This is a genomic window from Thalassococcus arenae, assembly GCF_019104745.1.
Lineage (GTDB): Bacteria > Pseudomonadota > Alphaproteobacteria > Rhodobacterales > Rhodobacteraceae > Thalassococcus_B > Thalassococcus_B arenae.
In genome coordinates, this window is the sequence record NZ_JAHRWL010000002.1 from 148,835 (window position 1) to 175,780 (window position 26,946).

A 26,946-nucleotide genomic window follows, 5' to 3' on the forward strand; every position below is an offset into this window, starting at 1 on the left:
ACGAATGCCGCGAACTCCCCCGATTGCCCCAACGGGACACATGCGATACGGGAGGCCGATACGTGGCGGTGAGGTGAGGTGATGGCGGAAGGCAGGCCCTTGTTGGTGATGGCAGCGGGCGGCACGGGCGGGCACATGTTCCCCGCCCAGGCGCTGGCCGAGGTCATGCTGGCACGTGGCTGGCGGGTCAAGCTGTCGACCGACGCGCGCGGCGCGCGCTATACCGGTGCCTTTCCGGACGGGGTCGAGATCGAGCAGGTCGCCTCTGCCACCTTCGCGCGCGGCGGGCTCGCGGCCAAGGCGCTGGCGCCGTTCCGCATCCTGGCCGGCACCGTGTCGATGGCGATGCGCATGCTGCGCGACCGGCCGGATGCCGTGGTGGGTTTCGGCGGCTACCCGTCGATCCCGGCGCTTGGTGCGGCGTGGATGCTGCGGCTGCCGCGAATGATCCACGAACAGAACGGCGTGCTTGGCCGGGTCAACCGGGTCTTCGCCAAGCGGGTGCATGCGGTCGCCTGCGGCACCTGGCCGACGGATCTGCCCGAAGGCGTCGAGGGCATCCATACCGGCAACCCGGTGCGCGCTGCGGTGCTGGAACGCGCCGCTGCGCCCTATATCCCGCCCGGCGATTACCCGATGCAGATCCTGGTGATCGGCGGCAGCCAGGGCGCGCGCATCCTGTCGGATGTCGTGCCCCCCGCGGTCGCGGCGCTGCCGATGGACCTGTTGCGCCACCTGCGTGTCAGTCACCAGGCCCGCGACGAGGATGCCGAGCGCGTGGCCGCCTATTACGCCGAACAGGGTATCGACGCCGAGGTGCAGCCGTTTTTCACCGATGTGCCCGCCCGGATGAGCGAAGCGCAACTGGTGGTGTCGCGCTCGGGCGCGTCCAGCGTCGCCGATATCGGCGTGATCGGACGGCCATCGGTGCTGGTGCCTTACGCGGCCGCGGCGGGCGATCACCAGATGGCCAATGCGCAGGGGCTGGTGGATGCGGGTGCGGCGATCCGCATCCCGGAACGACACCTGAGCGTGGACAGCATGACCGAGGCGCTGGCCGCGGTCCTTACCAATCCAGACGGCGCGATGCAGATGTCGATCGCCGCCGTCCGCAGCAGCAAGCCCGAAGCCGCCGAAGCGCTGGCCGGTCTTGTGCAACACCTGGCAGGAGACGAGGGCAATGAAGGATCTGGAACTTGAACGGAGCGCGGTGATGATGGGCGCGACCAAGCTGCCCGGCGATGTGGGTCCGATCCATTTCGTCGGGATCGGCGGCATCGGCATGTCGGGCATCGCCGAGGTGCTCTTGAACCACGGCTATGTGGTGCAGGGCTCGGATCTGAAGCGGTCGAAGATCACCGAACGGCTGGAAAGCCTTGGCGCGCTTGTCTTCGAAGGCCAGCGGGCCGAAAACCTGGAAGCCGCCGAAGTGGTGGTCGTCTCGAGCGCGATCAAGCCGGGCAACCCCGAACTGGACGAGGCGCGCAAGCGCGGCCTGCCGGTCGTGCGCCGGGCCGAGATGCTGGCCGAGCTCATGCGGCTCAAGTCCAACGTCGCCATCGCCGGCACCCACGGCAAGACCACGACCACGACGATGGTGGCGACGTTGCTGGATGCCGGCGGGTTCGATCCGACCGTGGTCAATGGCGGCATCATCCACGCCTATGGCAGCAACGCGCGGATGGGGCAGGGCGAATGGATGGTGGTCGAGGCCGACGAGAGCGACGGCACCTTCAACCGCCTGCCCGCGACCATCGCCATCGTCACCAATATCGATCCCGAGCACATGGAGCACTGGGGCAGCATCGAGAACCTGCGCAAGGGGTTCCTGGATTTCGTGTCGAACATCCCGTTCTACGGCATCGCCGTGTGCTGCACCGATCACCCCGAAGTGCAGGCACTGGTCGGCAAGCTGACCGACCGCCGCGTGATGACCTATGGCTTCAACGCCCAGGCGGACGTGCGTGCGGTGAACCTGCGCTACGAAAAGGGCGTTGCGCATTTCGACGTCGCCCTGCAGGCCGAAGAGACCGTGATCGAGGGCTGCACCCTGCCGATGCCGGGCGACCACAACGTCAGCAACGCGCTGTCGGCGGTGGCCGTGGCGCGGCATCTGGGCATGACGGCGGACGAAATCCGCACCGCGCTGGCCAAGTTCGGCGGCGTCAACCGCCGTTTCACCAAGGTGGGCGAAGTGGGCGGCGTCACCGTGATCGACGATTACGGCCACCACCCGGTGGAAATCGCCGCCGTGCTCAAGGCCGCACGGCAGGCGACCGAAGGCCGCGTGATCGCCGTGCACCAGCCGCATCGCTATACCCGCCTATCGCATCATTTCGAGGATTTCTGCGCCTGCTTCAACGAGGCCGACGTGGTCGCGATCGCCGAGGTCTATGCCGCGGGCGAGGCGCCGATCGAGGGCGCGAGCCGCGATGACCTGGTGGCGGGCCTGGTGCGCCATGGCCATCGCCATGCCCGCGCCATCGTCGACGAGGACGATCTGGAACGGCTGGTGCGCGAACAGGCGCAACCCGGCGACATGGTGGTCTGCCTGGGCGCGGGCACGATCAGCGCCTGGGCGCACGGGCTGGTCGAGCGGCTGGCCGGGTAACCCGCGAAGCCCGGCGCGCGATCCCGGTTCTTGCCGGCGGCACCCGGGTTCCGGGCGGCGTTGACCTGCGTCATGGCCTTGAACCCTGCCGGATGCTGTCCTGGGCGGGAAAGGAACGCCATGTCCGACCAGTTGAAACGCCGGATCGGCCCGGTTCTGCTGACGCTTTACGGGATCGGCATCATGGTCGGCGCGGGCATCTACGTGCTGACCGGCGCCGCCGCCGGGGCTGCCGGTGTCTGGGCGCCTTTGGCCTTTGTCCTGGCGGCCGTCGTCGCGGTGCCGACCGCGCTCAGCTTCTGCGAGCTGTCGGTGCGTATCCCCGAAGCGGCGGCGGACAGTTCCTATATCGAGAAGGGCCTGAACCGCCACGCGCTGGCGGTGCTGGTGGGATGGATCAATATCGTCGCCGGAACCGTGGCCGCCGCGGCGGTGCTGCGCGGCGGGGTGGGATACCTGCTGGCACTGGTCGATCTGCCCTTCGTCTGGGCGGTGATCGGACTGGGCGCGGCGCTGACCGTCGTCGCCATCGTCGGCGTGGTCGAAAGCCTGGCCTTTGCCGCGGTGCTGACGCTGGTCGAGGTGCTGGGACTTGCGCTGGTGATCGGTGCCGGTTTTTCCGCCGAGCCGGTTGCGGACTGGACCCTGCCGGCGCCCGCGCCGCATTGGGCCGGGATCATGACGGCGACGGTCTTTGCTTTCTTCGCATATATCGGGTTCGACGACATGGCCAACATGGCCGAAGAAGCCCGCGATCCGGGTCGCACGATGCCGCGTGCCATCCTGGCGGCATTGACCGTTACGGGCATTCTCTATTGCCTGGTGGCGCTCGCCGCGGTGCGGGTGGTACCGCAAGACGTTCTGGGCGCCTCGGAACGCCCGCTGGCCATCGTCTGGGAAGCGGGAACCGGGCGATCCGGCGCGTTCCTGTCGGCCATCGCCGTGGCGGCGGCGCTGAACGGGGTGCTGGCGCAGATCGTCATGGCCAGCCGGGTCCTGTTCGGCCTGGGCAAGCGGTCGCGCGCGCTGGCGGTATTCCGTTCGGCGCATCCGCGGTTCGGCACGCCGGTTCTGGCATCGCTTCTGGTCGGGGTTTCGGTGGTCGGCGCGGCGATGACCCTGCCGGTCGCCACCCTGGCCGAATTCACCAGCCAAGCCTTGCTGATCGTCTTTTCGCTGGTCAACGCGTCACTGATCGCGCTGGACCGACGGGAACGGGCGCGCGGCTTCGACGTGGCCCATTGGGTGCCCTGGCTGGGGCTGTTCGCGTGCCTGGCGGCTTTCTTCGGGTCGTTCTGGGGCTGATGCGCGTCACATCGGCGAAAACCTGACGCTTTTCCGGGGCTTGCCCCGCGCAACCGAACAAGGCAAGGTTGCTACAGCCCGGGGGGGCATTGCGGAGGGACGGTTTTGAGCACCTCTCTGATCCTGGCCTGCCTCTGGGCGATCCTGGCCAATATCCTTGCGATGGTCCCGTCACGGGACAACCACTGGCAGCGCGCCTATGGGCTGATCGCGATCGGTATCCCGATCCTGGGTTACGTCACCTACCAGAACGGTCCCTGGGTGGGGCTGCTGGTCCTGGCGGCGGGGATGAGCATCCTGCGCTGGCCGGTGCGTTACCTGGGGCGCTGGATCGGCGCGCGGCTGGGCCTTCACCGGCGCGACGGCAACGCCTGACCCTGCGGGACCGGACGGGCCGGGCTTGTGCAAGGCCCGGACAGCGCCTAAAGCGCGTGCATGACCTGTGAGCTTCCGAAAGTGCGCGGGCGCCTGACGCCCGACCGTCCGCTGGACGGCCTGACCTGGCTGCGGGTCGGCGGCCCGGCGGACTGGCTGTTCCAGCCCGCCGACCGCGACGATCTCGGTGCGTTCCTGGCCGCGCTCGATCCGGCCGTTCCGGTGTTTCCGATGGGCGTGGGCAGCAACCTGATCGTGCGCGATGGCGGTATCCGGGCGGTGGTGATCCGGCTGGGACGGGGGTTCAACACGATTTCCGTCGCCGACGGGCGCGTCACCGCGGGCGCGGCGGCGCTGGACGCCCATGTCGCCAAACGCGCCGCCGAAGCCGGCATCGACCTGACCTTTCTGCGCACCATTCCCGGCAGCATCGGCGGCGCGGTGCGGATGAATGCGGGCTGCTACGGGTCCTATGTCGCCGACCACCTGGTTTCGGCGACCGCGATCACCCGGCAGGGCGCGGTGGTCACGCTCACGCCGGCCGATCTGAACCTGCGCTACCGGCAAAGCGATCTGCCCGAAGGCGCGGTGCTGGTCGAGGCGGTTTTCGAAGGTGCCGCCGGAGATCCGAAAGCCCTTGCGCAAAAGATGGAAGACCAGCTGCGCAAGCGCGACGAAACCCAACCCACCAAGGACCGCACCGCCGGTTCGACCTTTCGCAACCCCGCCGGGTTCAGTTCGACCGGTCAGGCGGACGACACGCACGAGTTGAAGGCGTGGAAGGTGATCGACGATGCGGGCATGCGCGGCGCGACGCGCGGCGGGGCACAGATGTCGCCCAAGCATTCCAACTTTCTGGTCAACACCGGCGACGCGACGGCCGAAGACCTTGAAGGGCTGGGCGAGGAAGTGCGAAAAAGGGTTTTCCAACACAGTGGAATAACGCTAGAGTGGGAAATCATGCGGGTGGGTGAGCCGCGCTTGGCGCGCGACTGAACGACCCGCTGAAAAACAAGGGGAAAATCCCCATGCATCCAGAGGCAGGATGCGTCCGATAACAGGGCACCGACCGGATTTGGGACGGCGCCGGGACAAAAGGCAGTTGTGGGAATGTCGAGCAGGACAGTCCCGAAAGTGGCGGTTTTGATGGGTGGGCCTTCGTCTGAGCGCGAGGTGTCGCTCAGTACGGGGCGCGAATGCGCGGCCGCTCTTCGGGACGAGGGATTTGAGGTGCATGAATTGGACGCGGGCCGCGATCTGGCCGAGCGTCTGGCCGCGCTGTCCCCCGATGTCGTCTTCAACGCCTTGCATGGCCGCTGGGGCGAAGATGGCTGCGTGCAGGGCCTGCTGGAATGGCTGCGCATCCCCTACACCCATTCCGGTGTTCTGGCCTCGGCGCTTGCGATGGACAAGGAACGCACCAAGCAGGTCTACCGCGAGGCCGGTCTGCCGGTGGTCGAAAGCCGGCTGGCCTGCAAGGCCGAGGTCATGGCGCGTCACGTGATGGCGCCGCCCTACGTGGTCAAACCCTACAACGAAGGCTCGTCGGTCGGGGTCTACCTGGTGCACGACATGGCCAACGGTCCGCCGAAGCTGGCCGACAGCATGCCCGAGATCGTGATGGTCGAGGCCTTCGCGCCCGGGCGCGAGCTGACCACGACGGTGATGGGCGCGTCGCGCGGAGAACCGGCGCGGGCGCTTGGCGTGACCGATATCCTGACCGATGGCTGGTACGATTACGACGCGAAATACAAGCCCGGCGGTTCGCGCCACGTGATCCCCGCCGACATCCCCGCCGAGATCGCCGACGCCTGCCAGGACTACGCCATTCGCGCGCATGCGGCGCTTGGCTGTCGCGGGCTGAGCCGCACCGATTTCCGCTGGGACGAGGCGCGCGGGCTGGACGGGCTGATCCTGCTGGAAACCAACACCCAGCCGGGCATGACGCCGACTTCGCTGTCGCCGGAGCAGGCAGCCCATGCCGGCATGAGTTTCGGCGCGCTGTGCCGCTGGATGGTCGAGGATTCGTCATGCGACAGATAGGCGACATCCAGAAGATCGGCCCGCGTTTCGACGCGCAGGCGGCCGAAGCCGACAAGATCACCCGGTCCGACCCGGCGCCGTCGCGGCTGGCCTACCGGATCGAACGGCTGATGCTGACGCCGTTCTTCCGGTTCTCGCTGCGGGTGCTTTTGCCCTGCGCGCTGACATTCGGGCTGGGCTCGCTTTGGTTCGCGCAGCCGCAGAACCGCGCCGCGTTCCTTTCGATGGTCGAAGATGTCCGCGCCGAGGTCGAAAGCCGCCCGGAATTCCAGGTCAAGATGATGGCAGTCGATGGTGCCGCGCCGGATGTGGCCGAGATGGTACGCGCGGTGCTGCCGGTGGATTTTCCCGTTTCCAGCTTCGAGCTGGACCTGGACGAGATGCAGGACAGGGTGGTGGCGCTGGACCCGGTCAAGACGGCGACACTGCGCATCAGGCAGGGCGGCGTTCTGCAGGTCGACATCGTCGAACGTGTCCCGAGGGTGCTGTTCCGCGGCGAAACCGGACTGACCTTGCTGGACGGCACCGGTGTGCTGGTCGGCCCCGCGGTGGCCCGTGCCGATTTCCCCGACCTGCCCGTGCTGGCGGGCGAAGACGCCGCCAGGGCCGTCCCCGAAGCGCTGGCGTTGTTCGACGCGATCGGCCCGCTGGAGCCGCGGCTGCGCGGGTTCGAACGGGTCGGCGCGCGGCGGTGGGACGTGGTTCTGGACCGCGGGCAACGCATCCTTTTGCCGGAACAGGGCGCGGTCGCGGCGCTGGAGCGCGCGATCGCGATGGATCAGGCGGTGGACATGCTGGCGCGCGACGTGGTGGCGGTCGATCTGCGGCTGCCGCAGCGCCCGACGGTGCGCATGACCGGGCAGGCGGTACAGGAATATTGGCGGATCAAGTCGATTGAGGCGGGTGGAGAAGAACAAGAATGATCGAGCTCTATGAGACCCAACGCGCGATGCGCAACATGCGGCGGGCGGCCATGCAGCGGGGCGTCGTGGCGATCCTGGACGTCGGCAGTTCCAAGATCGCCTGCCTGGTGCTGCGGTTCGACGGCACCGACGGGGCGCTCGAGGACGGCATCGGATCGCTGGCCGGGCAGTCGGGCTTTCGGGTGATCGGCGCCGCGACGACGCGGTCGCGCGGCGTGCGCTTCGGCGAGATCACCGCGATGGGCGAGACCGAGCGCGCGATCCGCACCGCGGTGCAGGCGGCGCAGAAGATGGCCGGTATCCGGGTCGATCACGTGATCGCCTGCTTCTCGGGCGCCGGGCCGCGGTCCTACGGGTTGGCGGGCAAGGTCGAGGTGGCCGGCATGACGGTCGACGAACAGGACGTCGCGCGCGTGTTGTCGGCCTGCGACGTGCCGGATTTCGGTCACGGCCGCGAGGTTCTGCATGCGCAGCCGGTGAATTTCGCCTTGGATCACCGGTCGGGTCTGTCCGATCCGCGTGGACAGATCGGCCAGGACCTGGCCTGCGACATGCACATGCTGACGGTCGACGCACAGGTGATCCAGAACCTCGTGCATTGCGTCAAGCGCTGCGACCTAGAACTCGCGGGGTTGGCGTCGTCGGCCTATGTCAGCGGCATCTCGGCCCTGGTCGAGGACGAACAGGAACTGGGCGCGGCCTGCATCGACATGGGCGGCGGGTCGACCGGCGTGTCGATCTTCATCAAGAAACACATGATTTACGCCGATGCGGTGCGGATGGGTGGTGATCACGTCACCTCGGACATCTCGATGGGCCTGCAGGTGCCCGCCGCAACGGCGGAACGGATCAAGACGTTTTACGGCGGCGTCGTCGCCACCGGCATGGACGACCGCGAAATGATCGAGATCGGCGGCGAGACCGGCGATTGGGAACATGACCGGCGCACCGTCAGCCGCGCCGAACTGATCGGCATCATGCGTCCGCGCGTCGAGGAAATCCTCGAAGAAGTGCGCGAGCGGCTGGACGCGGCCGGCTTCGATCATCTGCCGAGCCAGCAGATCGTGCTGACCGGTGGCGCAAGCCAGATCCCCGGGCTGGACGGTTTGGCCAGCAAGATCCTCGGCCAGCAGGTGCGCCTGGGCCGCCCGCTGCGGGTGCACGGGTTGCCGCAGGCGGCAACGGGCCCGGGATTCGCCGGCGCGGTGGGGCTGTGCCTGTTCGCGGCGCACCCGCAGGACGAGTGGTGGGATTTCGAGATCCCGGTCGATCGGTTGCCCGCGCGCAGCCTGCGCCGGGCGGTGAAGTGGTTCCGCGACAACTGGTGACGCGGGCCTAGGCGATTCTCTGGAAAGCGGCCCCGCGCGGGCCGCTTTCTAGGTCTGTTCGTCCTGACATCGGCAATATCTTGCGCATCACCCGAAATAACCGGTATGTCGGCGCAAACCGGCCCATATTTTGCGTCATTTTCGTGTTTTTCGCGTGACGCAAGGCATCGCAAGCGGTAAGATTTCCGGGATTACTTGCAGGAAAAGGCCGTGCACGCGGCCCAAAAAAGGACAGGCGGACAGATCAATGACACTGAACCTTTCGATGCCCGGGCAGGAAGAGCTGAAGCCGCGGATCACGGTCTTCGGCGTGGGCGGCGCCGGCGGAAACGCTGTCAACAACATGATCGAAAAGCAGCTCGATGGCGTCGACTTCGTGGTCGCCAACACGGACGCCCAGGCGTTGCAGCAAAGCCGCGCGCAGAACCGCGTGCAGCTGGGTGTCAAGGTGACCGAAGGGCTGGGTGCGGGCGCCCGCGCCAGTGTCGGTGCCGCGGCGGCCGAGGAAAGCATCGAGCAGATCGTCGATCACCTGGCCGGTGCGCATATGTGCTTCATCACGGCCGGCATGGGCGGCGGAACCGGCACCGGGGCGGCGCCGATCATCGCGCAGGCCGCACGGGAACTGGGTGTGCTGACCGTCGGCGTTGTGACCAAGCCGTTCCAGTTCGAGGGCGGCAAGCGGATGAAGCAGGCCGAAGACGGCGTCGACGCGCTGCAGAAGGTCGTCGACACGCTGATCATCATCCCGAACCAGAACCTGTTCCGCCTGGCCAATGAAAAGACGACCTTCACCGAGGCGTTCAGCATGGCCGACGACGTGCTGTACCAGGGCGTCAAGGGTGTCACCGATCTGATGGTGCGGCCGGGCCTCATCAACCTCGACTTCGCCGATGTCCGCGCCGTGATGGACGAGATGGGCAAGGCGATGATGGGCACCGGCGAGGCAGAGGGCGAGGATCGCGCGATCCAGGCCGCCGAAAAGGCGATCGCCAACCCGCTGCTGGACGAAATCAGCCTCAAGGGCGCCAAGGGCGTGCTGATCAACATCACCGGCGGGCACGACCTGACCCTGTTCGAATTGGACGAAGCCGCGAACCGCATCCGCGAAGAGGTGGACCCGGACGCCAATATCATCGTCGGGTCGACGCTGGACGACGGCATGGCGGGCACGATGCGCGTTTCCGTCGTCGCCACGGGCATCGACGCAACCGAGGTGCCGCTGGAAACCCCGCTGCCGCGCCGCAGCCTGGCACAGCCGCTGGCCCAACAGGTCGTGGATGATGTCGCGAGACCGGCGTCCAAACCGGCTGCCGCGGCTGCGGTCGCAGCCCGCAGCGAGGTCGAAGACGAAGAACCGTCGCTGTTCGAGGGCCTGAACGCCGAACGCGTCGCGGCCGAAGAGCAGATGGAAACGATCTTCGAGGACGAGGCCGAGCCGGACATGGCCGATGACGACGGTCTGCCGCCCCCGGCCTACAAGCCGAAGGTTGCCGAGTTCCAGCCGCGTCACGACTCGATCGAGGCAGAGCCCGATACCTTCGTCGCGCCCCGCGCGCCCGCTCCGGGCACGCCGTCGCCGGAAACGCTGGCGCGGCTGCAGGCCGCCGCCGCGCGGTCGCGTCCGCAACAGCCGCAACAGGCAGCCAAACCGGCCGCGGCGCAGCCCACCGCCGAAGGCGACAAGCCGCGTTTCGGGATCAACTCGCTGATCGGACGGATGACCGGTCATGCCCATGAAGGCGCCACCCCGCGCCGCCAGCAGCCGCCTGTCCAGGCGCAGAAACCGGCCCCGATGCCGCGTGTCGAGGCGGATCCCGAAGACGAAAAGATCGAGATCCCGGCCTTCCTTCGCCGCCAGGCGAACTGACAATACGCGCATATCCGCCACAAACGCCCCCTTTTCCAGAGGGGGCGTTTTTCTATTTGAAACAACGTGTTCTGCGCCTTTCTTGGGATGGACGGCAAATCCCCGCCTATCGTGCCGAGGCCATGTTTCACATGGTTGCAATACTTGATTTGAGGCGACTGGGGCGCTCGGTTATCTCACCCTCAAAGCTGTGCCTGACGAAACAGGTGTCGGCAAACCCAGAGGTCCTTTGTGCAGACGACGATCCGTTCCGCAATCAGCTTTCAAGGCGTCGGCCTGCATTCCGGCCGACCCGCGCGGCTGACGATTCGCCCGGCGTCGGCAGAACACGGCATCTGGTTCAAGCGCACCGATATCGCCCTGGGCGACACCCTGGTTCCGGCCCTCTGGGACGCCGTCGAGGCCAGTCCGCTTTGCACGCGCATCGTCAACCGGGCAGGCGTGTCGGTGTCGACCATCGAACACGTGATGGCGGCGTTGGCGGGGTGCGGCATCCACAACGCGATGATCGAGATCGACGGTCCGGAATGTCCGATCCTGGACGGTTCCAGCGCACCGTTCGTGCGCGGTATCCTGTCCCGTGGCGTCCGTGTATTGGCGGCGCCGGTGCGCGCCATAGAAGTGCTGAACCCGGTTTCCGTGCATACCGCCAAGGGCTGGGCGCAACTGGCTCCGGGCCGCGGCTTGTCGATGGACTTTCATATCGATTTTTCCGACAGCGCGATCGGCGTACAGGACAAGACGCTGAGCCTGGCCAACGGAACTTTCGTGCGCGAACTGTGCGACAGCCGCACGTTCTGCCGTGCCGCCGATGTCGACGCGATGCGGGCCGCGGGCAAGGCGCTTGGCGGCACCTATGAGAATGCCGTGGTGGTTGACGGCGATCGGGTTCTCAGCCCCGGCGGCCTGCGCCACGCGGATGAAGCGGTGCGCCACAAGATGCTGGACGCGCTTGGTGACCTGGCCCTGGCCGGCGCGCCGATCCTGGGGCACTACACCGGTCACAAGGCTGGCCACGCCCTGACCAACGCCCTGCTGCGCGAACTGTTCGTCAACGCCGATGCCTATCGCGTCGTGCTTTGTGATGCCGCGATGGCGGCGTCGCTGCCCGGTGCCGGCGTGGAACGGCACGAAATCCCGGCAGTCGCCTGACGGCAACGTGTTCCGCAAGGCCACAGGTGTCGGGAAATCCATCTGCTTTGGCGTTTTGCCCCGCGATTTTCTATGCTAGGACCGGGCAAAGATCGGCGTCTTCGCGCGCCGGGCAAAGAGGGAAATTCGGGCATGGCTAAGGTCGGATCGCGCGGCATGTGGATCGGGGCGGTTTGCGCCGGGTTGCTGCTGGCGGGTTGCGATGTGTTCGAGCGTCAGGGCGTCGGCCCCGGCGGCCAGGCGATCGAATCCTTCACCGCCGAGCAGATCTTCGAGCGCGGCGAATACGAGCTTTCGACCAACGACTCGGAAAGCGCAGCGTTTTATTTCGGCGAAGTCGAACGGTTGTATCCCTATTCCGACTGGGCCAAGCGGGCGCTGATCATGCAGGCCTATGCCTACCACCAGGACAAGGATTACGAGAACGCACGCTCATCCGCGCAGCGGTTCATCGATTTCTACCCGGCCGATGACGATGCGGCCTATGCGCAATACCTGCTGGCGCTCAGCTATTACGACCAGATCGAACTTGTGGGCCGCGACCAGGGGCTGACCTTCCAGGCGCTGCAATCCCTGCGCACGGTGATCGAACGCTATCCCGACAGCGAATACGCTCGGTCGTCCATCCTGAAATTCGATCTCGCCTTCGACCACCTGGCCGGCAAGGAAATGGAGATCGGGCGCTATTACCTCAAGCGCGATCACTTCACCGCCGCAATCAACCGCTTCCGGGTCGTGGTCGAGGATTTCCAGACCACCACCCACACCGCCGAGGCGCTGCATCGTCTGGTCGAGGCGTATCTTTCTCTGGGTCTCACGGAAGAGGCGCAGACCGCCGGGGCAGTGCTGGGCTTCAACTATCAAAGCACCGATTGGTACGAGGACAGCTTCAAGCTGTTGACCGGGCAGGGGCTCGAGCCGCGGGTGTTCGACAACAACTGGCTGGGCGCGGTCTATCGCCAGATGGTCAAGGGCGAGTGGTTGTAGGGCGGGCGGGGCCTTGGGCCCGTCCGACAGGTCATGCTGCGCGCGCTTGAAATCCACGACATCCTGATCATCGATCGGCTCGCGCTGGATTTTCGGCCGGGCCTGAATGTGCTGACGGGGGAAACCGGGGCGGGCAAGTCGATCCTGCTCGATGCGCTCGGCTTCGTGCTGGGCTGGCGCGGCCGCGCCGAACTGGTGCGGCAGGGTGCCGAACAGGGCGAGGTGACCGCGGTGTTCGACCTGCCCGAAGGCCACCCCGCGCTGGCCGTTCTGGACGAGGCCGGGCTGCCTGCCTCGCGCGAATTGATCCTGCGCCGCATGAACTCTGCCGACGGCCGCAAGACCGGCTGGGTCAACGACCGCCGCGCCAGCGGCGAGGTGCTGCGGCGGCTGTCGGACACGCTGGTCGAACTGCACGGCCAGCACGATGATCGCGGACTTCTGGATCCGCGCGGTCACCGGGCGATCCTGGATGCCTATGGCGGGTTGGAAGCCGAACGTCAGGCGGTGCGCGACGCGTGGCGCGCCCGTGCTGCGGCCGACAAGGCGCTGGAGGCCGCGCGCCTATCGCTCGACGCCGCCCGGGCCGAGGAAGAGTTCCTGCGCCATGCGGTCGCCGAGCTGCGCAAGCTGGCACCCGAACCGGGGGAAGAGGCCGATCTGGACGCCAGGCGCCGAATGATGCAGGGCGCCGAACGCATCCGCGAGGATATCGCGCAGGCCTCGGCCGCGCTTGGCTATGACGGGGCCGAGGGTGCGATGGCCAATGCCCTGCGCTGGCTCGAAGGGGCTTCGGACAAGGCGGGTGGGCGGCTCGACCCGGCCATTTCCGCGCTGACCCGCGCGATGGCGGAACTGGACGAGGCCGCGCGCGGCGTGGCCGATTGCCTCGATGCGCTGGACTTCGACCCGCACGAATTGGAGAACACCGAGGAGCGGTTGTTCGCGATCCGTGGGCTGGCGCGCAAACACCAGGTGGCGCCGGACGATCTGGCGCAATTCGCGTCCGATCTGGGCGCCCGGCTGGATGCGCTGGATCACGGCGCCGTGGAAATCGGCGCGCTGGAACAGGCAAGCCGCAAGGCCGCCGCGGCCTATGACGCCGCGGCCGACGCCTTGACCGCCGCGCGCCGTGCGGCCGCGAAAAGGCTTGATGCGGCGGTGGCCGCGGAACTCGCGCCGCTCAAGATGGAAAGGGCGGTCTTCGCCACCGAGTTCGAGACCGCTCCGGACGGCCCCGATGGCCGCGATACGGTGACCTTTGCCGTGGCGACCAATCCCGGCGCGCCGTCCGGTCCGCTGAACAAGATCGCCTCGGGGGGCGAGCTCAGCCGCTTCCTGCTGGCGCTCAAGGTTTGCCTGAACCAGGCGCAGGGCGGCGGGGTGACGATGATCTTCGACGAGATCGACCGCGGTGTCGGCGGCGCGACCGCCGATGCGGTGGGCCGCCGCCTGCGCGCGCTGGCCGAGGGCGGGCAGGTTCTGGTCGTCACCCATTCGCCGCAGGTCGCGGCCCGCGGCGGGCATCACTGGCGAGTCGAGAAATCGGTGCGCGGGGACACGACGCTGTCCACGGTGATTCCGCTTCTGGCAGAGGCGCGCGAAGATGAAATCGCCCGCATGCTGTCCGGTGATACGGTCACCGACGAAGCCCGCGCCGCCGCCCGGGCCCTGCTGGCGGGCTAGGCGCGGTCCGGCCCTTCTCTGGTTCGAAAATATCCCGGGGGAGTCCCGGACAGGGTCCGGGACGGGGGCAGCGCCCCCGATCCGCCCTATCCAAGCGCGGCGACGCCGGGCAGTTCCTTGCCTTCCATCCATTCCAGGAACGCGCCGCCGGCGGTGGAGATGTAGGTAAAGTCGTTCGCCGCGCCGGCCTTGTTCAGCGCCGCAACCGTGTCGCCGCCGCCGGCGACCGAGATCAGCTTGCCCGCCGTGCTGCGTTCGGCCGCATAGGCGGCGGCGGCGTTGGTCGCGGCATCGAATGGTGCGATCTCGAATGCCCCCAGCGGGCCGTTCCAGATCAGCGTCTTGGCGTCGTGGATGGCGGCCCGGATCCGTTCGACGCTGGCCGGGCCCGCATCGAGGATCATCGCGTCGGCCGGGCAGGCATCGGCCGGCACGGTTTCCGATGCTGCGCCGGCGGCGAATTCGCGCGCCACGACCACGTCTTCGGGCAACAGGATTTCGCAACCGGCGGTTCTTGCCTTTTCCAGGATCGTGCGGGCGGTTTCGGCCATGTCGTGTTCGCACAGCGACTTGCCCACGTCGATGCCCTGCGCGGCGAGGAAGGTATTGGCCATGCCGCCACCGATCACCAGCGTATCGACCCTGGCGACCAGGTTGCCCAGCAGGTCGAGCTTGGTCGACACCTTGGCGCCACCGACCACCGCGACGACCGGGCGCTCGGGTGTGCCGAGCGCGCTTTCCAGTGCGCTCAACTCGGCCTGCATCAGGCGGCCGGCACAGGACGGCAGCAGCCGCGCGATCCCCTCGGTCGAGGCATGTGCCCGATGCGCGGCGGAAAACGCGTCGTTGCAATAGACATCACCCAGCTCTGCCATCTGCGCGGCCAGCGCCGGGTCGTTCTTTTCCTCACCGGCGTGGAACCGGGTGTTTTCCAGCAGGGCGACCTGGCCGTCCTGCAGCGTATCCACCACCGCGGCGGCGGCGGGGCCGACGCAATCGGCGGCGAAGACGACCGGAACGCCGAGGATGTCCTCGATCGTCGGCAACAGCATCTGCAGGCTCATGTCGTCGCGTCGCGCGCCCTTGGGCCGGCCGAAATGCGCCAGCAGCACCGGCTTGCCGCCGCGATCCAGGATGTCCTGCACGGTGGGGCAGATCCGTTCGATCCGGGTGGCATCGGTCACCACGCCGTTTTCCACCGGCACGTTGATGTCGACACGGGTCAGCACGCGTTTGCCCTGCAGATCCATGTCGTCCAGCGTTTTCCAGGCCATGGCCTTCTCCTTCATCATCCCGTGCAAGTCTCTGCCCCGTCCGGGCCGGGGCGTCAACGCGTCTTGTAGACGGGGCGGGGGCGGGCTAGGTCTTGGCCGACGAATTCTAGGGAGAACCCCATGGCCGAGTACAAAGACCCCGAAAACACCATCCTGATGGAACTCAAGGGCGGCACCGTCGCGATCGAGCTTTTGCCCGACATCGCCCCGAAGCACGCCGAGCGGATGAAGGAACTGGCCCGCTCCGGCGCCTATGACGGGGTGGTGTTCCACCGCGTGATCGACGGTTTCATGGCGCAGACCGGCGACGTGGCCAACGGCAATGCCGATGGCGACAACTTCAACCTGCGCATGGCCGGCACCGGCGGATCGGACCTGCCGGACCTGCCGGCGGAGTTCTCCAAGCTGCCGCATGACCGCGGCACTCTGGGCGCGGCGCGCAGCCAGAACCCGAATTCGGCCAATTCGCAATTCTTCATCAATTTCAAGGACAACCACTTTCTCAACGGGCAATACACGGTTTACGGCCGCGTCGTGTCGGGGATGGAGCATGTGGACGCGATCACCCGCGGCGAGCCGCCGGCCAATCCCGACAAGATGATCAGCGTCAAGGTGGCCGCCGATGCGTAAACTGGCTTTCGCGTTGTCGTTGATGGCCGGCCCGGCCCTGGCAAGCGGCCTGACGATCGAGGTCGCCGGAGAAGGCGCCAACGGCACGATCACTGTCGATCTGCTGGAGAACGTGGCGCCCGGTCACGTGGCGCAGATCACCGCGCTGGCGGCCGAGGGCGCTTATGACAACGTGGTGTTCCACCGGGTGATCGACGGTTTCATGGCGCAGACCGGCGACGTGCAGTTCGGCAAGGTCGGCGGAGACATGCGCATGGCCGGGCGCGGCGGGTCGGACCGGCCCAACCTGCGCGCCGAATTCTCGGACCAGTCCTTCGACCGTGGCGTCGTGGGCATGGCGCGTTCGGCCAGCCCCGACAGCGCCAATTCCCAGTTCTTCATCATGTTCGCTCCGGCGCCGCATCTGAACGGGCAATACACCGTGGTGGGTCGCGTGACCGCTGGCATGGACGTGGTCGATGCGATCAAGCGCGGCGCGGGGCCGAACGGCGCGGTGCTGGGCCAACCCGACCGGATGGTCAGCGTCACCGTCACCGAGTGAGGCTCGACTGGTCCTGATCCGATCGTGCGCGGGCCTTTGGGCCCGCGCGCTGTTTTCCGGCGCCGGCGGCTGCGCGAGCCAGCCAAGCCGCATCCGGTTCGGGCGTTGACCGGGCGGGCGCTCTGCCCCGTCGCCGCAAGCGGCGACTCCCCGGAGTTTATCGGCAAGATGAAGAACATGCCGACGCTTCACGTCCCTGTGTGGGTGACTGGATCGGTGCGCGGTTTCGGCGCAAGCTGGGATCGACCAAGGAGGAGCCCATGCGCCTGATCGCCCTTGCCGCCGTTTTTGCCCTGAGCCTTGCCGCGCCTTTGGCCGCCGATCCGGGCTTCTGGAAGAACGAATGGCCCAAGACCAATTTCGAGCGGACCAGCATCGAAAGCTGGGTCGAGATCATCTCGGGCGGGCCACCCAAGGACGGGATTCCGGCGCTGAGCGATCCGGGGTTCATCGCGGCCGCCGACGAGACCCGCATCGGCGATACCGAGCCGGTCATCACCGTCGAGATCGACGGGGCACAGCCGCGGGCCTATCCGATCCGCTATCTGACCTGGCACGAGATCGTCAACGACACGGTGGGCGGCGTTCCGGTGGCGGTGACCTTCTGCCCCTTGTGCAACTCGGCCCTGACCTTTGACCGGCGGATCAACCTGGGCACGCTGAGTTTCGGTGTGTCGGGCAAATTGCGCAATTCCGACATGATCATGTATGACCGCGAAACCGAAAGTTGGTGGCAGCAGGCCATCGGCGAGGCGGTGGTGGGCGATCTGACCGGCACCGTGCTGGACCTGGTGCCGAGCTGGATGGAAAGCTGGGCCGAGTTCCGCGACCGCAATCCCGATGGGCTGGTCATGGATCAGCCGCGCTACAACCGGTTTTACGGGCAGAATCCCTATCGCGGCTATGACCAGTCCAAGCGGCCGTTCCTGTATAACGGCGAGATGCCGCCGCACGGCATTCCCCCGCTGATGCGGGTGGTGCGCGTGGGTGACAGAGCCTGGCCGATGGACCGGCTGGCGGTCGAACAGCAGATCACCGAGGCGGGCGTGACGCTGAGCTGGCGGTCCGGTCAGGCCTCGGCGCTGGACACCGCCGAGATCGCCGCGGGGCGCGATGTGGGATCGGTGCGGGTGCGCGACGGGCAGGGGCGCGACCTGGCGCATGACGTGATGTTCGCCTTTGCCTTCCACGCCTTCTGGCCCGACGGCCAGTGGATGCTGGCGCGCTAGGCGGCAAGCCGCGCGGGCAGTCGGCGCGCCACGGGCGCCAAGGCCGGGTGATGCAGCCAGGTGCCCGACAGGGTGTGAAGGCGGGCGCCGGTGCCCAGCTTGAACCGCGCCAATCCGGGGTTTTCCGTGCAGACAAGGCCGAGGTCGAGCGTGCCGGCGCCGTCTTCGGCCAGTTCGATCATCGCCTGCCACAGCACCCGGTTCATCGCGCTCATCGACCTGCCCCGCGCCGTGCTGGTGCCGATCTGCCAGGTCGCGGCGCGCTGGTGGCGCAGAACCAGCGCTGCGGCGACCGGTCCGTCGCGATCGCGGGCCTCCCAGACCAGAGCGCGGCCGGGATTGCCGGCGGCGTAGGCTTGCAGAAACCTCGCCGGCAGGCTGCGATAGCCTCGACGGCGGGCTTGCTGCGTCTCGGCCCGCAGCAGCCAGTCGTCATGCCCGAGCGCTCGTCTGGTGACGGTCAGCGGCTGGCTCTGCGCCCGGTTCAGCCGGTTGCGCCATTTCTGGTGCATCGCGTGACGCATGGAGTTGCGATCGCCCAGGTCCAGGATCGCCAGCGATGCCGGGCTGAGCAGTGGCCAGAAACCGGCCCGCCTGAGCGTGCCGGCATCGAACCCCTCTGCATTCAGGACCAGCGTTCCATGCCTTTCGGACAGCCAGTCGTGCCGTGCGGCATCGTCACCCAGCGGCCCGCGCGAGATCAGCGACACGCGACCCAGACCGGGCCAGGCGCGGGATTGCGTCAGGCAGGCAAGGCTGCGGGTTCGAACGAACTCTGCCACCCCGCCAAGCGCCGTGATGGCGCGGGCGTATTCCGGCGATTGCTGAAGGGGCGGGGCGAGGGGCTGCATCCCGGCATTAACCTGCTGTTTGCTTTCTGCATGGTTAACAAGGGCATGAAAGCCGACCATCCCTCACATGTCCGCATCGGTGCCGCGATCCGGCCCGCGCCGCGCCCCGTTCCCGCCGCGGCCCTGCTGGCGGCGATGATCCTGTCCGTGCCCTTTGCCGCGCTGGCGCTGCTTCGGACGCTGTTCTAGTCGGCGAGCTTGACAAGCGCGTGGCGTTTCTTTCCGGCGCTCAGCTTGATCGGTGCGGCAAAGGCGCTGGCATCCAGCATCAGCCCGGCATCGGTCAGGGGTTCGTCATCCAGCCGCGCGCCGTTCTCGGCGATCAGGCGCTTGGCCTCCTTGCCGGACTTGGCAAGGCCGCTGCGCACGATCAGTTGCACGATGGAAATGCCGTCGCCGATCTCGGCCCGATCCAGGTCCAGCGTGGGCAGATCGTCGCCCACGCCGCCCTTTTCGAAAACCTCGCGCGCCGTGGCTTCGGCTGCGATGGCGGCCTCGGCCCCGTGGCACAGGGTCGTGACGGCGTTGGCCAGCACGATCTTGGCCTCGTTGATCTCGGCCCCGTCCAGGGCACCCAGCCGCTCGCATTCCCCGACCGGCAGTTCGGTATAGAGCTTGAGGAACCGCCCCACATCGGCATCGGTGGTGTTGCGCCAGAACTGCCAGAATTCGTAGGGGCTGCGCATCTCGGCGTTCAGCCAGACCGCGCCTTCGGCCGACTTGCCCATCTTCTTGCCGTCGCTCGTCGTCAGCAGCGGTGAGGTCAGGCCATAGATCTCGTGATCCAGCACGCGGCGCGTCAGGTCGATGCCGTTGACGATGTTGCCCCATTGGTCCGAGCCGCCCATCTGCAACAGACAGCCGTAGCGCCGGTTCAGTTCGAGGAAATCGTAGGCCTGCAGGATCATGTAGTTGAATTCGAGGAAAGACAGCGATTGTTCGCGATCCAGCCGCGATTTCACCGACTCGAAGGACAGCATCCGGTTGACGCTGAAATGCCGACCGATATCGCGCAGGAAATCGAGATAGTTCAACCCGTCCAGCCATTCGGCGTTGTTCAGCATCAACGCACCGTTCGGCGCATCGTCATACGAGATGTACTTGGCAAAGACCTTCTGGATTCCGGCGATATTGGCGTCGATCGCCTCGGGCGTCAGCAGCGGGCGTTCCTCGGCCCGGAAGGACGGATCGCCCACCTTGGTCGTGCCGCCGCCCATCAGGGTGATCGGCTTGTGCCCGGTCTTCTGCAGCCAGCGCAGCATCATGATCTGGATCAGGCTGCCCACATGCAGTGACTGGGCAGTGGCGTCGAAACCGATATAGCCCGGCACGACGCCCTTCGTCAGCGCCTCGTCCAGTCCCTGGTAATCGGTGCAATCGGCAAGAAAGCCGCGCTCGATCATGACGCGCATGAAATCCGATTTGGGATGGTAGGTCATGGCCGGCCTCTTTTATAATCCGCGCAAGCTATAGAAAGACGCGGGGCAAAGGTGAAGGGCAAGTTGGCGAAAGGGCCCGTCTGGGCCTTGGGCGCGATGTCGGGCACGTCGCTGGACGGGGTCGACGCGGCGCTGGTGCTGACCGACGGGGTGGCGATCTCCGAATTCGGGGCGACCGGCTATCGCGCCTATTCCGATGCCGAACGCGCCACGCTCAAGGCCGCTCTCGGGCGCTGGCCGGGCGAGGATCTGGGTGCGGCGTCGGACGTCGTTCAGCGCGCCCATGCCGAAGCGCTGGCACCGTTCGACCGGGCCGAGATCATCGGCTTTCATGGCCAGACGTTGGCGCATGAACCGCGCGGCCGCGGCACGCACCAACTGGGCGACGGCGCGGCTCTGGCCGATACCCTGATGCGCCCGGTGGTCTGGGATTTCCGCTCGGCCGACGTGGCCCTGGGGGGCGAAGGCGCGCCGTTGGCGCCGTTTTTCCATTTCGCCTGCGCGCTCTGGATCGGTGCGACCCGGCCGCTGGCCTTTCTCAATCTCGGCGGCGTCGGCAACCTGACCTGGGTCGATCCGCGCGCCGCCGCACCCGAGGCGGACGGCGCTCTGGTGGCTTTCGACACCGGCCCGGCCAACGCGCCGATCAACGACCTGGTGGCGCAGCGGCGCGGGCTCAGTCACGACAAGGACGGCGCGCTGGCAGCGCAGGGCAAGGTCGAGGACGGCGCGCTGGAGCTGTTCCTCGACGATGTCTATTTCCGCAAGATGCCACCCAAGTCTCTGGACCGGGACGATTTTTCCCTGATGCTCGATCTCGTGCGGGAATTGTCGGATGCCGATGCCGCGGCCACGATGACGGCAATGGCGGCGGCCGCGGTGATGTTGGGCATGGAGCATTGCCCGGAACCGCCCGCGCGGCTGTTGGTCACCGGCGGCGGGCGCAGGAACCCGGTAATGATGCGGATGCTTGCGGCGGGGCTGGATTGCCCGGTCGATCCGGTCGAAGCGGTGGGACTCGACGGCGACATGCTCGAGGCGCAGGCCTTTGCCTATCTCGCTGTGCGCGTCGCGCGTGGGCTTCCGACCTCGGCACCCGGCACGACGGGGGTCGCGACGCCCGTCAGTGGCGGCCAGATCAGCCGGCCGGCGGACTGAGCGCGCGTCACCGGCTTTCCCGCGTCCGGTCTTTCTCCGGTTGAAAAGTATCCCGGGGAGCGCGAGGGGCTGGCCCTTCGCCTGGCCACCGATCAGCCGCCGGTATGGCTCATGTGGCGCGAAACGCGGCCATCGACGCTTTGCCGCGAATAGTCGAAATCATGGCCCTTGGGTTTCAGGGCGATGGCGGCGCGGATCGCCTCTTCGAGCTTGCCGTCGTCGTCCGGATGGTTCCGCAAGGCCGCGCGCAGGTCGGCGTTGTCTTCCTGGCCCAGGCACATGAACAGCTCGCCGGTGCAGGTCAGCCGCACGCGGTTGCAGCTTTCGCAGAAATTGTGCGTCAGCGGGGTGATGAAGCCGATGCGCTGGCCGGTTTCCTCGATCCGGACATAGCGCGCCGGTCCGCCGGTGCGGTCGGGCAGGTCGGTCAGGGTGTACCGTTCGGCCAGCCGTGCGCGCAGGTCGGTCAGTTTCCAGTACTGGCCCAGCCGGTCCTCGTTGCCGATATCGCCCATCGGCATGACCTCGATCCAGGTCAGGTCCATGTCCCGCGCCGCGCACCATTCGGTCATGGTGAACAGCTCGTCTTCGTTGAAACCCTTGAGCGCCACCGCGTTGATCTTGATCTTCAGGCCGGCGGCCTGCGCTGCCTCGATCCCGGCCATCACCTGCGGCAGTCGGCCCCAACGGGTGATTTTGGCGAATTTGTCCTCGTCCAGCGTGTCCATCGACACGTTGACGCGCCGCACGCCCGCCGTCACCAGCTCATCGGCGAAACGCGCCAGTTGCGACCCGTTGGTGGTCAGCGTCAGTTCCTTCAGCGCGCCGCTGTCGAGATGCCGCTTCATGGCGTGAAAAAAGCTCAGGATGTTGCGGCGCACAAGGGGTTCGCCGCCGGTGATGCGCAGTTTTTCCACCCCCAGCCGGATGAAGGTCGAACACATCCGGTCCAGTTCCTCGAGCGTCAGCAGATCCTTTTTCGGCAGGAAGGTCATGTCTTCGGACATGCAATAGACGCACCGGAAATCGCAGCGGTCCGTCACGGAGACGCGCAGGTAGGAAATCGGGCGCTGGAACGGGTCGATGAGTGGAGCGGACATGTCCGAAAGGGTAGGTCCCGGCAAGGCTTTGCGCAAGGGCCAACCGCGCTTGCGTCGGTCTTGGGCAACACCTAGGGTTCGGGCCATGAAGCCCGTCATCTACCCGGTCCTGATGTTCCTTGCGCTGTCCGGCTGTGCCGATGGCCTGTTTCGACCCGCAACCACCGCGACCCCCGATGCCGCGGCCCTGCCGGATCAGACGCGCCCGCAGGCTCGTCCGGCGGATGCCACGGCAGTCGCCGCAAGGCGCCCGCCGACGGGTGCGCGGACGGCCGAGGATTTCGACACCACCACAACCGCCGAACGGGCCGAGGCCGCCGCGGCTCCGCAGCCGGCCGGCGAACGCCGCCTGGGCGATACGGTTGCCTCGCTGGGTGATGTGGCCCGGCCGGGATTCTGGCTGGAGACGCCGCTGGTGACCAAGACCCAGAAGGGTCGGATCGTCTATGCCGCGACAGGCCAATCGGCGCAGGTCGACCTCATCCCGATCGATGGCCCGGCAACGGCGGGCAGCCGGATCTCGCTGGCGGCGATGCGGCTGGTGGGCGCGCCGCTGACCGATCTGCCCACGCTCGAGGTCTATGCCGGCGGCTGATCGGGCAGGTATTTCGCCGCGTCCTTGCGGGCAAAGGCCTTCATCCCCGGTCCATGGATGTCGAGGAACGCGCGCACGCGTTCGGCGTCGTGTTTCGACAGTTCCCGCAACCACCAGGCGATGGATTTCTGGATAAACCAGTCGCGGTCGGGCACATAGGACGCCGCCCAGCCCAGGATCCGGTCGCGGATCGCAAGGTCTTGATCGGACGGGAAATTCTGCTTTGTCCAGGGCAGGGTCATGACCAGAGCGGCGCGGCGGGTCCACATCTGCGGGCTGGTGGTCCAGGTCTCGACCGTGTCGAGACGCGACGGGTCGGCCTGCAATCGCCGCGCGCCTGCGGAACAGGCGTGATCGGCGATCGCCCAGGCGTCGAAATCCGGCACCCAGGACAGGATCAGCGCCCAGACCGCGTCGTCAGGCCGGATGCGCGCCTGGGTCAGCAGCTTGGCCGCGGCGATGCGCGCCTCGTGGATGTCGGTCTGCCACAGTGCATCGGCCAGCGTGATCCGGTCGTCGAGCGACAGCGTCTTGCGCCAGGCCGCCGTGAGGTCGTTGATCGCCGGGTTCGGCGTGCCAAGATAGACCCGCGGCGCCTTGTGATAGGCCGCCGAACCTTCGGCCCGGCCGGGTTCGGCGCGGGCGCGCAACGCGTCCAGTGCGGCCTCCGGGGTCATTCCACCGTCACGGACTTGGCCAGGTTGCGCGGCTGATCGACATCGGTGCCCTTGGCGATGGCGGCGTGGTAGGCCAGCAATTGCGCGGGCAGGGCATAGAGCAGCGGCGCCAGCGTTTCCGACACCTCGGGCATGCGGATCACCTGCCAGACATCGCCGCCGGCCTCCTGCGCACCCGCCGCATCGGTGATCAGGCAGACCTTGCCGCCGCGGGCCATGACTTCCTGCATGTTCGACACGGTCTTTTCGAACAGCGAATCCCGCGGCGCCATGACGATCACCGGGACGGATTTGTCGATCAGCGCGATGGGGCCGTGCTTGAGTTCGCCCGAGGCATAGGCCTCGGCGTGGATATAGCTGATTTCCTTGAGTTTCAGCGCGCCTTCCAGGGCCAGCGGGTACATCAGGCCGCGGCCCAGGAACAGCACGTCGCGGGCTTCGGCGATCTTCTGGGCGGCTTGTGCGATGACCCCGTCGCGATCCAGCGCCGCGTTGAACAGCCCTGGCATGCCGCGCAGGTCATCCAGCATGCCCGCCAGTGCGGCATCGTCCATCCGGCCGCGCGCGTGGGCGGCCTTGAGCGCCAAAAGCAACAGGACGTTGAGCTGACAGGTAAAGGCCTTGGTCGAGGCGACACCGACCTCGACCCCGGCATGGATCGGCAGAGCGATATCGCTTTCACGGGCGATGGAGCTTTCGGGCACGTTGACCACCGAAATGATCCGGTCGGCCTTGTCCCGGCAATAGCGCAAAGCGGCCAGCGTGTCGGCGGTTTCGCCCGACTGACTGACGAACAGCGCGACCGTCCCGGACGGGATGGGCGGCTCGCGATAGCGGAATTCGCTGGCGATATCGACCTCGACGGGCAATCCGGCGAGTTTCTCGAACCAGTATTTCGCGGTGAGACAAGCGTAAAAGGCGGTTCCGCAAGCCACCATGACCAGCCGGTCGATCTTGTTGAAGTCCAGTCCCTCGACGGGCAGGGCGATGGTGTCGCGGTTGAGATAGGCGCGCAGGGCGTTCGACAGGACGCCGGGTTGTTCCGCGATTTCCTTGGCCATGAAGTGCTTGTAGCCGCCCTTGTCGATACGGGCGCTTTCCAGACGGATCTCGCGAATTTCACGATTGGCCAGCTTGCCGGCCTGGTCGCGGATCTCGGCGCCGGCCCGGGTCACCACGGCGCGGTCGCCCTCTTCGAGATAGGTGATCCGGTTGGTCAAGGGCGCCAGTGCGATGGCGTCGGAGCCGACATACATCTCGCCGTCGCCATGGCCGATGGCCAGCGGGCTGCCCTTGCGGGCGGCGATCAGAAGATCTGCTTCGCCATCGAACAGGAAGACCAGCGCGAATGCGCCCTTGAGCGCGTCGATCGTCGCCACGGCGGCGTCGACCGGTGTCTTGCCCTGGTCAAGATGGTGCTGACACAGCAGGGCGACGGTTTCGGTGTCGGTTTCGGTTTCCGGGCGGATGCCGTGGCCGGCCAGTTCGGCGCGCAGTTCCTTGTAGTTCTCGATGATCCCGTTATGCACCACGGCGACCCGTCCGGCGCGATGCGGATGGGCGTTGCCGGTGGTCGGCGCACCATGGGTCGCCCAGCGGGTATGCCCGATCCCGGACTTGCCGGGGAGCGGGTCGTGGACCAGCAGGTCCGACAGGTTGACCAGCTTGCCGACGGCGCGGCGGCGGTCCAGTTGGCCGTTGTTGACCGTCGCGATCCCGGCGCTGTCATAGCCGCGATATTCCAGCCTGCGCAGCGCTTCGACCAGGATCGGGGCGACTTCGTGGTCCCCCAGGACACCAACAATACCGCACATTATTTTGCCTCTTTATCTTGTTTGGCCTTTTTGGCCTTTAACATTTCGAACATTTTCGCGGCCAGGCCCGGCCGGTTGGACTGTTTGACCCGGGACAGGGCCAGCGCACCTGCTGGCACGTCCTCGGTGATGGTCGACCCCGAGCCTGTCATTGCGCCGTCGCCCAGCGACACCGGCGCCACCAGCATCGTGTTCGAGCCGATGAAGGCGCGCTTGCCGATCACCGTGCGATGCTTGAACACGCCGTCGTAATTGCAGGTGATGGTGCCTGCGCCGACATTGGTGCGCTCGCCGATCTCGGCATCGCCGACATAGCTCAGGTGGTTGACCTTGACGCCTTCGTCCAGACGGGCGTTCTTGATCTCGCAGAAATTGCCGACGTGAACGTCCTCGGCCAGCTCCGCTCCGGGACGCAGGCGGGCAAAGGGGCCGACGATCGCACCGCGGCTGACATGGGCGCCCTCGATGTGGGAAAAGGAGCGGATCCGCGCGCCGGTCTCGATGGTCACGCCCGGCCCGAAGACGATGTTGGGCTCAAGCATCGCATCGCGCCCGATCACCGTATCCCAGGCCAGGAACACCGTGTCGGGCGCCTGCAGCGTGACGCCGTTTTCCATCAATGCGGACCGGGCGCGAGCCTGGAAGGCCGCCTCGGCGCCGGCGAGTTCCGCGCGCGAATTGACGCCCAGCGTCTCGGTTTCGTCGCAGCGCACCGCGGTGGCCGTCAGGCCGCGGTCCCGGGCGATCGCTATGATGTCGGTCAGATAGTATTCCTGCGCGGCATTTTCGTTTCCGACAGCGTCGACCAGATCGAATAGCGTCTTTGCTTCTGCAGCGATTACACCTGAGTTACAGAAGGTTATCGCCCGTTCTTCATCCGTCGCGTCCTTGAATTCGACGATCCTTTCCAGCGTGTCGTCCTGCATCACCAGCCGGCCGTAGCGCCCCGGATCGGCGGCATCGAATCCCAGAACGACGATGTCATGCGTCCTGCGCGCCTCGGCCATCGCCTGCAGCGTTTCGGGCCGGATGAACGGCGTATCGCCATACAGAACCAGCGCGTCGCCGTCGAAATCCGACAGGGCGGGCCGTGCCCTGGCCACAGCATGGGCGGTGCCGAGCTGCTCGGCCTGGATGACCACTTGCGCGTCGGGATCGAAATCCTGCGCAGCGGCCTTGACCGCTTCGGCCTCGTGACCGGCGACCACGACCGTCGCCGACGGCTCCAACACCTGCCCCGCGCGCATCGCATGCCAAAGCATCGGTGCTTGGGCAATCGGGTGCAAAACCTTGGGCAGATCGGATTCCATGCGCGTGCCCTTGCCTGCGGCAAGGATGATCAGGGCGATGCTCATGGC

General features: G+C 66.9%; 25 protein-coding genes. 18 read left to right on the forward strand and 7 right to left on the reverse strand.

The genetic code is table 11. The features are described 5' to 3' along the window. The first annotated feature begins 81 nt into the window (after window positions 1-81). The 12 genes from KUH32_RS12100 to recN all read left to right on the forward strand — a co-directional run bounded on the left by KUH32_RS12100 (window position 82) and on the right by recN (window position 14,280). Window positions 82-1,200: a UDP-N-acetylglucosamine--N-acetylmuramyl-(pentapeptide) pyrophosphoryl-undecaprenol N-acetylglucosamine transferase gene (locus KUH32_RS12100; protein WP_217778724.1), complete on the forward strand. Its 1,119-nt coding sequence runs from the start codon at window positions 82-84 to the stop codon at window positions 1,198-1,200. Window positions 1,201-1,213: 13 nt separating this feature from the next. Beyond that, on the forward strand, window positions 1,214-2,611 hold the full coding sequence (gene murC, locus KUH32_RS12105) for a UDP-N-acetylmuramate--L-alanine ligase (protein ID WP_217779806.1): 1,398 nt from the start codon (window positions 1,214-1,216) through the stop codon (window positions 2,609-2,611). A gap of 120 nt (window positions 2,612-2,731) precedes the next feature. Further along, complete coding sequence (locus tag KUH32_RS12110; RefSeq protein ID WP_217778726.1) at window positions 2,732-3,916, forward strand: APC family permease; 1,185 nt, start codon at window positions 2,732-2,734, stop codon at window positions 3,914-3,916. Window positions 3,917-4,021: 105 nt separating this feature from the next. Then, window positions 4,022-4,291: a DUF2484 family protein gene (locus KUH32_RS12115; RefSeq protein ID WP_217778728.1), complete on the forward strand. Its 270-nt coding sequence runs from the start codon at window positions 4,022-4,024 to the stop codon at window positions 4,289-4,291. A 60-nt stretch (window positions 4,292-4,351) separates the two neighbouring features. Next, window positions 4,352-5,287 (forward strand): UDP-N-acetylmuramate dehydrogenase, encoded by a 936-nt coding sequence (gene murB, locus KUH32_RS12120; protein ID WP_217778730.1) that lies wholly within the window; start codon window positions 4,352-4,354, stop codon window positions 5,285-5,287. Between the two features lie 108 nt (window positions 5,288-5,395). Next, window positions 5,396-6,334: a D-alanine--D-alanine ligase gene (locus KUH32_RS12125; RefSeq protein ID WP_217778732.1), complete on the forward strand. Its 939-nt coding sequence runs from the start codon at window positions 5,396-5,398 to the stop codon at window positions 6,332-6,334. Then, entirely contained in the window at window positions 6,322-7,257 is a 936-nt protein-coding gene (locus KUH32_RS12130; protein ID WP_217778734.1) for a cell division protein FtsQ/DivIB, read from the forward strand. The genes KUH32_RS12125 and KUH32_RS12130 overlap by 13 nt, the downstream gene beginning before the upstream one ends. After that, window positions 7,254-8,585: a cell division protein FtsA gene (gene ftsA, locus KUH32_RS12135; RefSeq protein WP_217778736.1), complete on the forward strand. Its 1,332-nt coding sequence runs from the start codon at window positions 7,254-7,256 to the stop codon at window positions 8,583-8,585. The genes KUH32_RS12130 and ftsA overlap by 4 nt, the downstream gene beginning before the upstream one ends. Before the next feature lie 247 nt (window positions 8,586-8,832). Then, window positions 8,833-10,455, forward strand: coding sequence for a cell division protein FtsZ (ftsZ, locus tag KUH32_RS12140; RefSeq protein ID WP_217778738.1), 1,623 nt, complete (start codon window positions 8,833-8,835; stop codon window positions 10,453-10,455). 231 nt (window positions 10,456-10,686) lie between these two features. After that, window positions 10,687-11,607, forward strand: coding sequence for a UDP-3-O-acyl-N-acetylglucosamine deacetylase (gene lpxC, locus KUH32_RS12145; protein ID WP_217778739.1), 921 nt, complete (start codon window positions 10,687-10,689; stop codon window positions 11,605-11,607). A gap of 132 nt (window positions 11,608-11,739) precedes the next feature. Continuing rightward, window positions 11,740-12,594 carry an outer membrane protein assembly factor BamD gene (locus KUH32_RS12150; RefSeq protein ID WP_217778741.1) on the forward strand — a complete coding sequence of 285 codons (855 nt, stop codon included), beginning with the start codon at window positions 11,740-11,742 and terminating at the stop codon, window positions 12,592-12,594. 33 nt (window positions 12,595-12,627) lie between these two features. Next, the gene (gene recN, locus KUH32_RS12155; RefSeq protein ID WP_217778743.1) at window positions 12,628-14,280 is read left to right on the forward strand and encodes a DNA repair protein RecN; all 1,653 of its coding nucleotides are present in this window, start codon (window positions 12,628-12,630) and stop codon (window positions 14,278-14,280) included. An 86-nt stretch (window positions 14,281-14,366) separates the two neighbouring features. Here the strand turns inward: recN and KUH32_RS12160 are convergent, their stop codons facing one another. Next, entirely contained in the window at window positions 14,367-15,554 is a 1,188-nt protein-coding gene (locus KUH32_RS12160) for a phosphoglycerate kinase (RefSeq protein WP_217778745.1), read from the reverse strand. A gap of 120 nt (window positions 15,555-15,674) precedes the next feature. Here KUH32_RS12160 and KUH32_RS12165 point away from each other — a divergent pair, with 120 nt between their 5' ends. The 3 genes from KUH32_RS12165 (at window position 15,675) to KUH32_RS12175 (ending at window position 17,954) form a co-directional block, all read left to right on the forward strand. Next, window positions 15,675-16,184 carry a peptidylprolyl isomerase gene (locus tag KUH32_RS12165; protein ID WP_217778747.1) on the forward strand — a complete coding sequence of 170 codons (510 nt, stop codon included), beginning with the start codon at window positions 15,675-15,677 and terminating at the stop codon, window positions 16,182-16,184. Continuing rightward, window positions 16,177-16,725 (forward strand): peptidylprolyl isomerase, encoded by a 549-nt coding sequence (locus KUH32_RS12170; RefSeq protein ID WP_217778749.1) that lies wholly within the window; start codon window positions 16,177-16,179, stop codon window positions 16,723-16,725. The genes KUH32_RS12165 and KUH32_RS12170 overlap by 8 nt, the downstream gene beginning before the upstream one ends. Before the next feature lie 260 nt (window positions 16,726-16,985). Continuing rightward, the gene (locus tag KUH32_RS12175; protein ID WP_217778751.1) at window positions 16,986-17,954 is read left to right on the forward strand and encodes a DUF3179 domain-containing protein; all 969 of its coding nucleotides are present in this window, start codon (window positions 16,986-16,988) and stop codon (window positions 17,952-17,954) included. Here the strand turns inward: KUH32_RS12175 and KUH32_RS12180 are convergent. After that, the gene (locus KUH32_RS12180) at window positions 17,951-18,805 is read right to left on the reverse strand and encodes a GNAT family N-acetyltransferase (protein ID WP_217778753.1); all 855 of its coding nucleotides are present in this window, start codon (window positions 18,803-18,805) and stop codon (window positions 17,951-17,953) included. The two genes, KUH32_RS12175 and KUH32_RS12180, sit on opposite strands and share 4 nt — an antisense overlap. 45 nt (window positions 18,806-18,850) lie before the next feature. Here KUH32_RS12180 and KUH32_RS12185 point away from each other — a divergent pair, with 45 nt between their 5' ends. Beyond that, window positions 18,851-18,994, forward strand: coding sequence for a hypothetical protein (locus tag KUH32_RS12185; RefSeq protein ID WP_217778755.1), 144 nt, complete (start codon window positions 18,851-18,853; stop codon window positions 18,992-18,994). On the opposite strand, the gene tyrS is transcribed toward KUH32_RS12185, so the two are convergent. After that, entirely contained in the window at window positions 18,991-20,244 is a 1,254-nt protein-coding gene (tyrS, locus tag KUH32_RS12190) for a tyrosine--tRNA ligase (protein WP_217778756.1), read from the reverse strand. The two genes, KUH32_RS12185 and tyrS, sit on opposite strands and share 4 nt — an antisense overlap. A gap of 63 nt (window positions 20,245-20,307) precedes the next feature. On the opposite strand from tyrS, the gene KUH32_RS12195 reads away from it, so the two are divergent. Further along, window positions 20,308-21,402 carry an anhydro-N-acetylmuramic acid kinase gene (locus tag KUH32_RS12195; protein ID WP_217778758.1) on the forward strand — a complete coding sequence of 365 codons (1,095 nt, stop codon included), beginning with the start codon at window positions 20,308-20,310 and terminating at the stop codon, window positions 21,400-21,402. Window positions 21,403-21,494: 92 nt separating this feature from the next. Here the strand turns inward: KUH32_RS12195 and moaA are convergent, their stop codons facing one another. After that, window positions 21,495-22,502: a GTP 3',8-cyclase MoaA gene (moaA, locus tag KUH32_RS12200; protein ID WP_217778760.1), complete on the reverse strand. Its 1,008-nt coding sequence runs from the start codon at window positions 22,500-22,502 to the stop codon at window positions 21,495-21,497. An 85-nt stretch (window positions 22,503-22,587) separates the two neighbouring features. Here moaA and KUH32_RS12205 point away from each other — a divergent pair, with 85 nt between their 5' ends. Further along, the gene (locus KUH32_RS12205) at window positions 22,588-23,097 is read left to right on the forward strand and encodes a hypothetical protein (protein WP_217778762.1); all 510 of its coding nucleotides are present in this window, start codon (window positions 22,588-22,590) and stop codon (window positions 23,095-23,097) included. On the opposite strand, the gene KUH32_RS12210 is transcribed toward KUH32_RS12205, so the two are convergent. Genes KUH32_RS12210 through glmU form a run of 3 tightly spaced genes read right to left on the reverse strand, consistent with a single transcriptional unit; the run spans window position 23,082 to window position 26,943 of the window. Next, window positions 23,082-23,774 (reverse strand): DNA alkylation repair protein, encoded by a 693-nt coding sequence (locus KUH32_RS12210; RefSeq protein WP_217778763.1) that lies wholly within the window; start codon window positions 23,772-23,774, stop codon window positions 23,082-23,084. The genes KUH32_RS12205 and KUH32_RS12210 overlap by 16 nt on opposite strands. Then, a complete protein-coding gene (glmS, locus tag KUH32_RS12215; RefSeq protein WP_217778764.1) occupies window positions 23,771-25,588 on the reverse strand; it encodes a glutamine--fructose-6-phosphate transaminase (isomerizing) in 1,818 nt (605 codons plus the stop codon). The genes KUH32_RS12210 and glmS overlap by 4 nt, the downstream gene beginning before the upstream one ends. Next, on the reverse strand, window positions 25,588-26,943 hold the full coding sequence (gene glmU / locus KUH32_RS12220; RefSeq protein WP_217778766.1) for a bifunctional UDP-N-acetylglucosamine diphosphorylase/glucosamine-1-phosphate N-acetyltransferase GlmU: 1,356 nt from the start codon (window positions 26,941-26,943) through the stop codon (window positions 25,588-25,590). The genes glmS and glmU overlap by 1 nt, the downstream gene beginning before the upstream one ends. Window positions 26,944-26,946 lie beyond the last annotated feature (3 nt).

Excerpts from the sequence above, each read along its gene's own strand:
- KUH32_RS12100 (WP_217778724.1), top strand. The coding sequence starts at position 82 with ATGGCGGAAGGCAGGCCCTTGTTGGTGATGGCAGCGGGCGGCACGGGC.
- murC (WP_217779806.1), top strand. The coding sequence starts at position 1,214 with ATGATGGGCGCGACCAAGCTGCCCGGCGATGTGGGTCCGATCCATTTC.
- KUH32_RS12110 (WP_217778726.1), top strand. The coding sequence starts at position 2,732 with ATGTCCGACCAGTTGAAACGCCGGATCGGCCCGGTTCTGCTGACGCTT.
- murB (WP_217778730.1), top strand. The coding sequence starts at position 4,352 with ATGACCTGTGAGCTTCCGAAAGTGCGCGGGCGCCTGACGCCCGACCGT.
- KUH32_RS12130 (WP_217778734.1), top strand. The coding sequence starts at position 6,322 with ATGCGACAGATAGGCGACATCCAGAAGATCGGCCCGCGTTTCGACGCG.
- ftsA (WP_217778736.1), top strand. The coding sequence starts at position 7,254 with ATGATCGAGCTCTATGAGACCCAACGCGCGATGCGCAACATGCGGCGG.
- ftsZ (WP_217778738.1), top strand. The coding sequence starts at position 8,833 with ATGACACTGAACCTTTCGATGCCCGGGCAGGAAGAGCTGAAGCCGCGG.
- KUH32_RS12150 (WP_217778741.1), top strand. The coding sequence starts at position 11,740 with ATGGCTAAGGTCGGATCGCGCGGCATGTGGATCGGGGCGGTTTGCGCC.
- recN (WP_217778743.1), top strand. The coding sequence starts at position 12,628 with ATGCTGCGCGCGCTTGAAATCCACGACATCCTGATCATCGATCGGCTC.
- KUH32_RS12160 (WP_217778745.1), bottom strand. The coding sequence starts at position 15,554 with ATGGCCTGGAAAACGCTGGACGACATGGATCTGCAGGGCAAACGCGTG.
- KUH32_RS12165 (WP_217778747.1), top strand. The coding sequence starts at position 15,675 with ATGGCCGAGTACAAAGACCCCGAAAACACCATCCTGATGGAACTCAAG.
- KUH32_RS12170 (WP_217778749.1), top strand. The coding sequence starts at position 16,177 with ATGCGTAAACTGGCTTTCGCGTTGTCGTTGATGGCCGGCCCGGCCCTG.
- KUH32_RS12175 (WP_217778751.1), top strand. The coding sequence starts at position 16,986 with ATGCGCCTGATCGCCCTTGCCGCCGTTTTTGCCCTGAGCCTTGCCGCG.
- KUH32_RS12180 (WP_217778753.1), bottom strand. The coding sequence starts at position 18,805 with ATGCAGCCCCTCGCCCCGCCCCTTCAGCAATCGCCGGAATACGCCCGC.
- KUH32_RS12185 (WP_217778755.1), top strand. The coding sequence starts at position 18,851 with ATGAAAGCCGACCATCCCTCACATGTCCGCATCGGTGCCGCGATCCGG.
- tyrS (WP_217778756.1), bottom strand. The coding sequence starts at position 20,244 with ATGACCTACCATCCCAAATCGGATTTCATGCGCGTCATGATCGAGCGC.
- moaA (WP_217778760.1), bottom strand. The coding sequence starts at position 22,502 with ATGTCCGCTCCACTCATCGACCCGTTCCAGCGCCCGATTTCCTACCTG.
- KUH32_RS12205 (WP_217778762.1), top strand. The coding sequence starts at position 22,588 with ATGAAGCCCGTCATCTACCCGGTCCTGATGTTCCTTGCGCTGTCCGGC.
- KUH32_RS12210 (WP_217778763.1), bottom strand. The coding sequence starts at position 23,774 with ATGACCCCGGAGGCCGCACTGGACGCGTTGCGCGCCCGCGCCGAACCC.
- glmS (WP_217778764.1), bottom strand. The coding sequence starts at position 25,588 with ATGTGCGGTATTGTTGGTGTCCTGGGGGACCACGAAGTCGCCCCGATC.
- glmU (WP_217778766.1), bottom strand. The coding sequence starts at position 26,943 with ATGAGCATCGCCCTGATCATCCTTGCCGCAGGCAAGGGCACGCGCATG.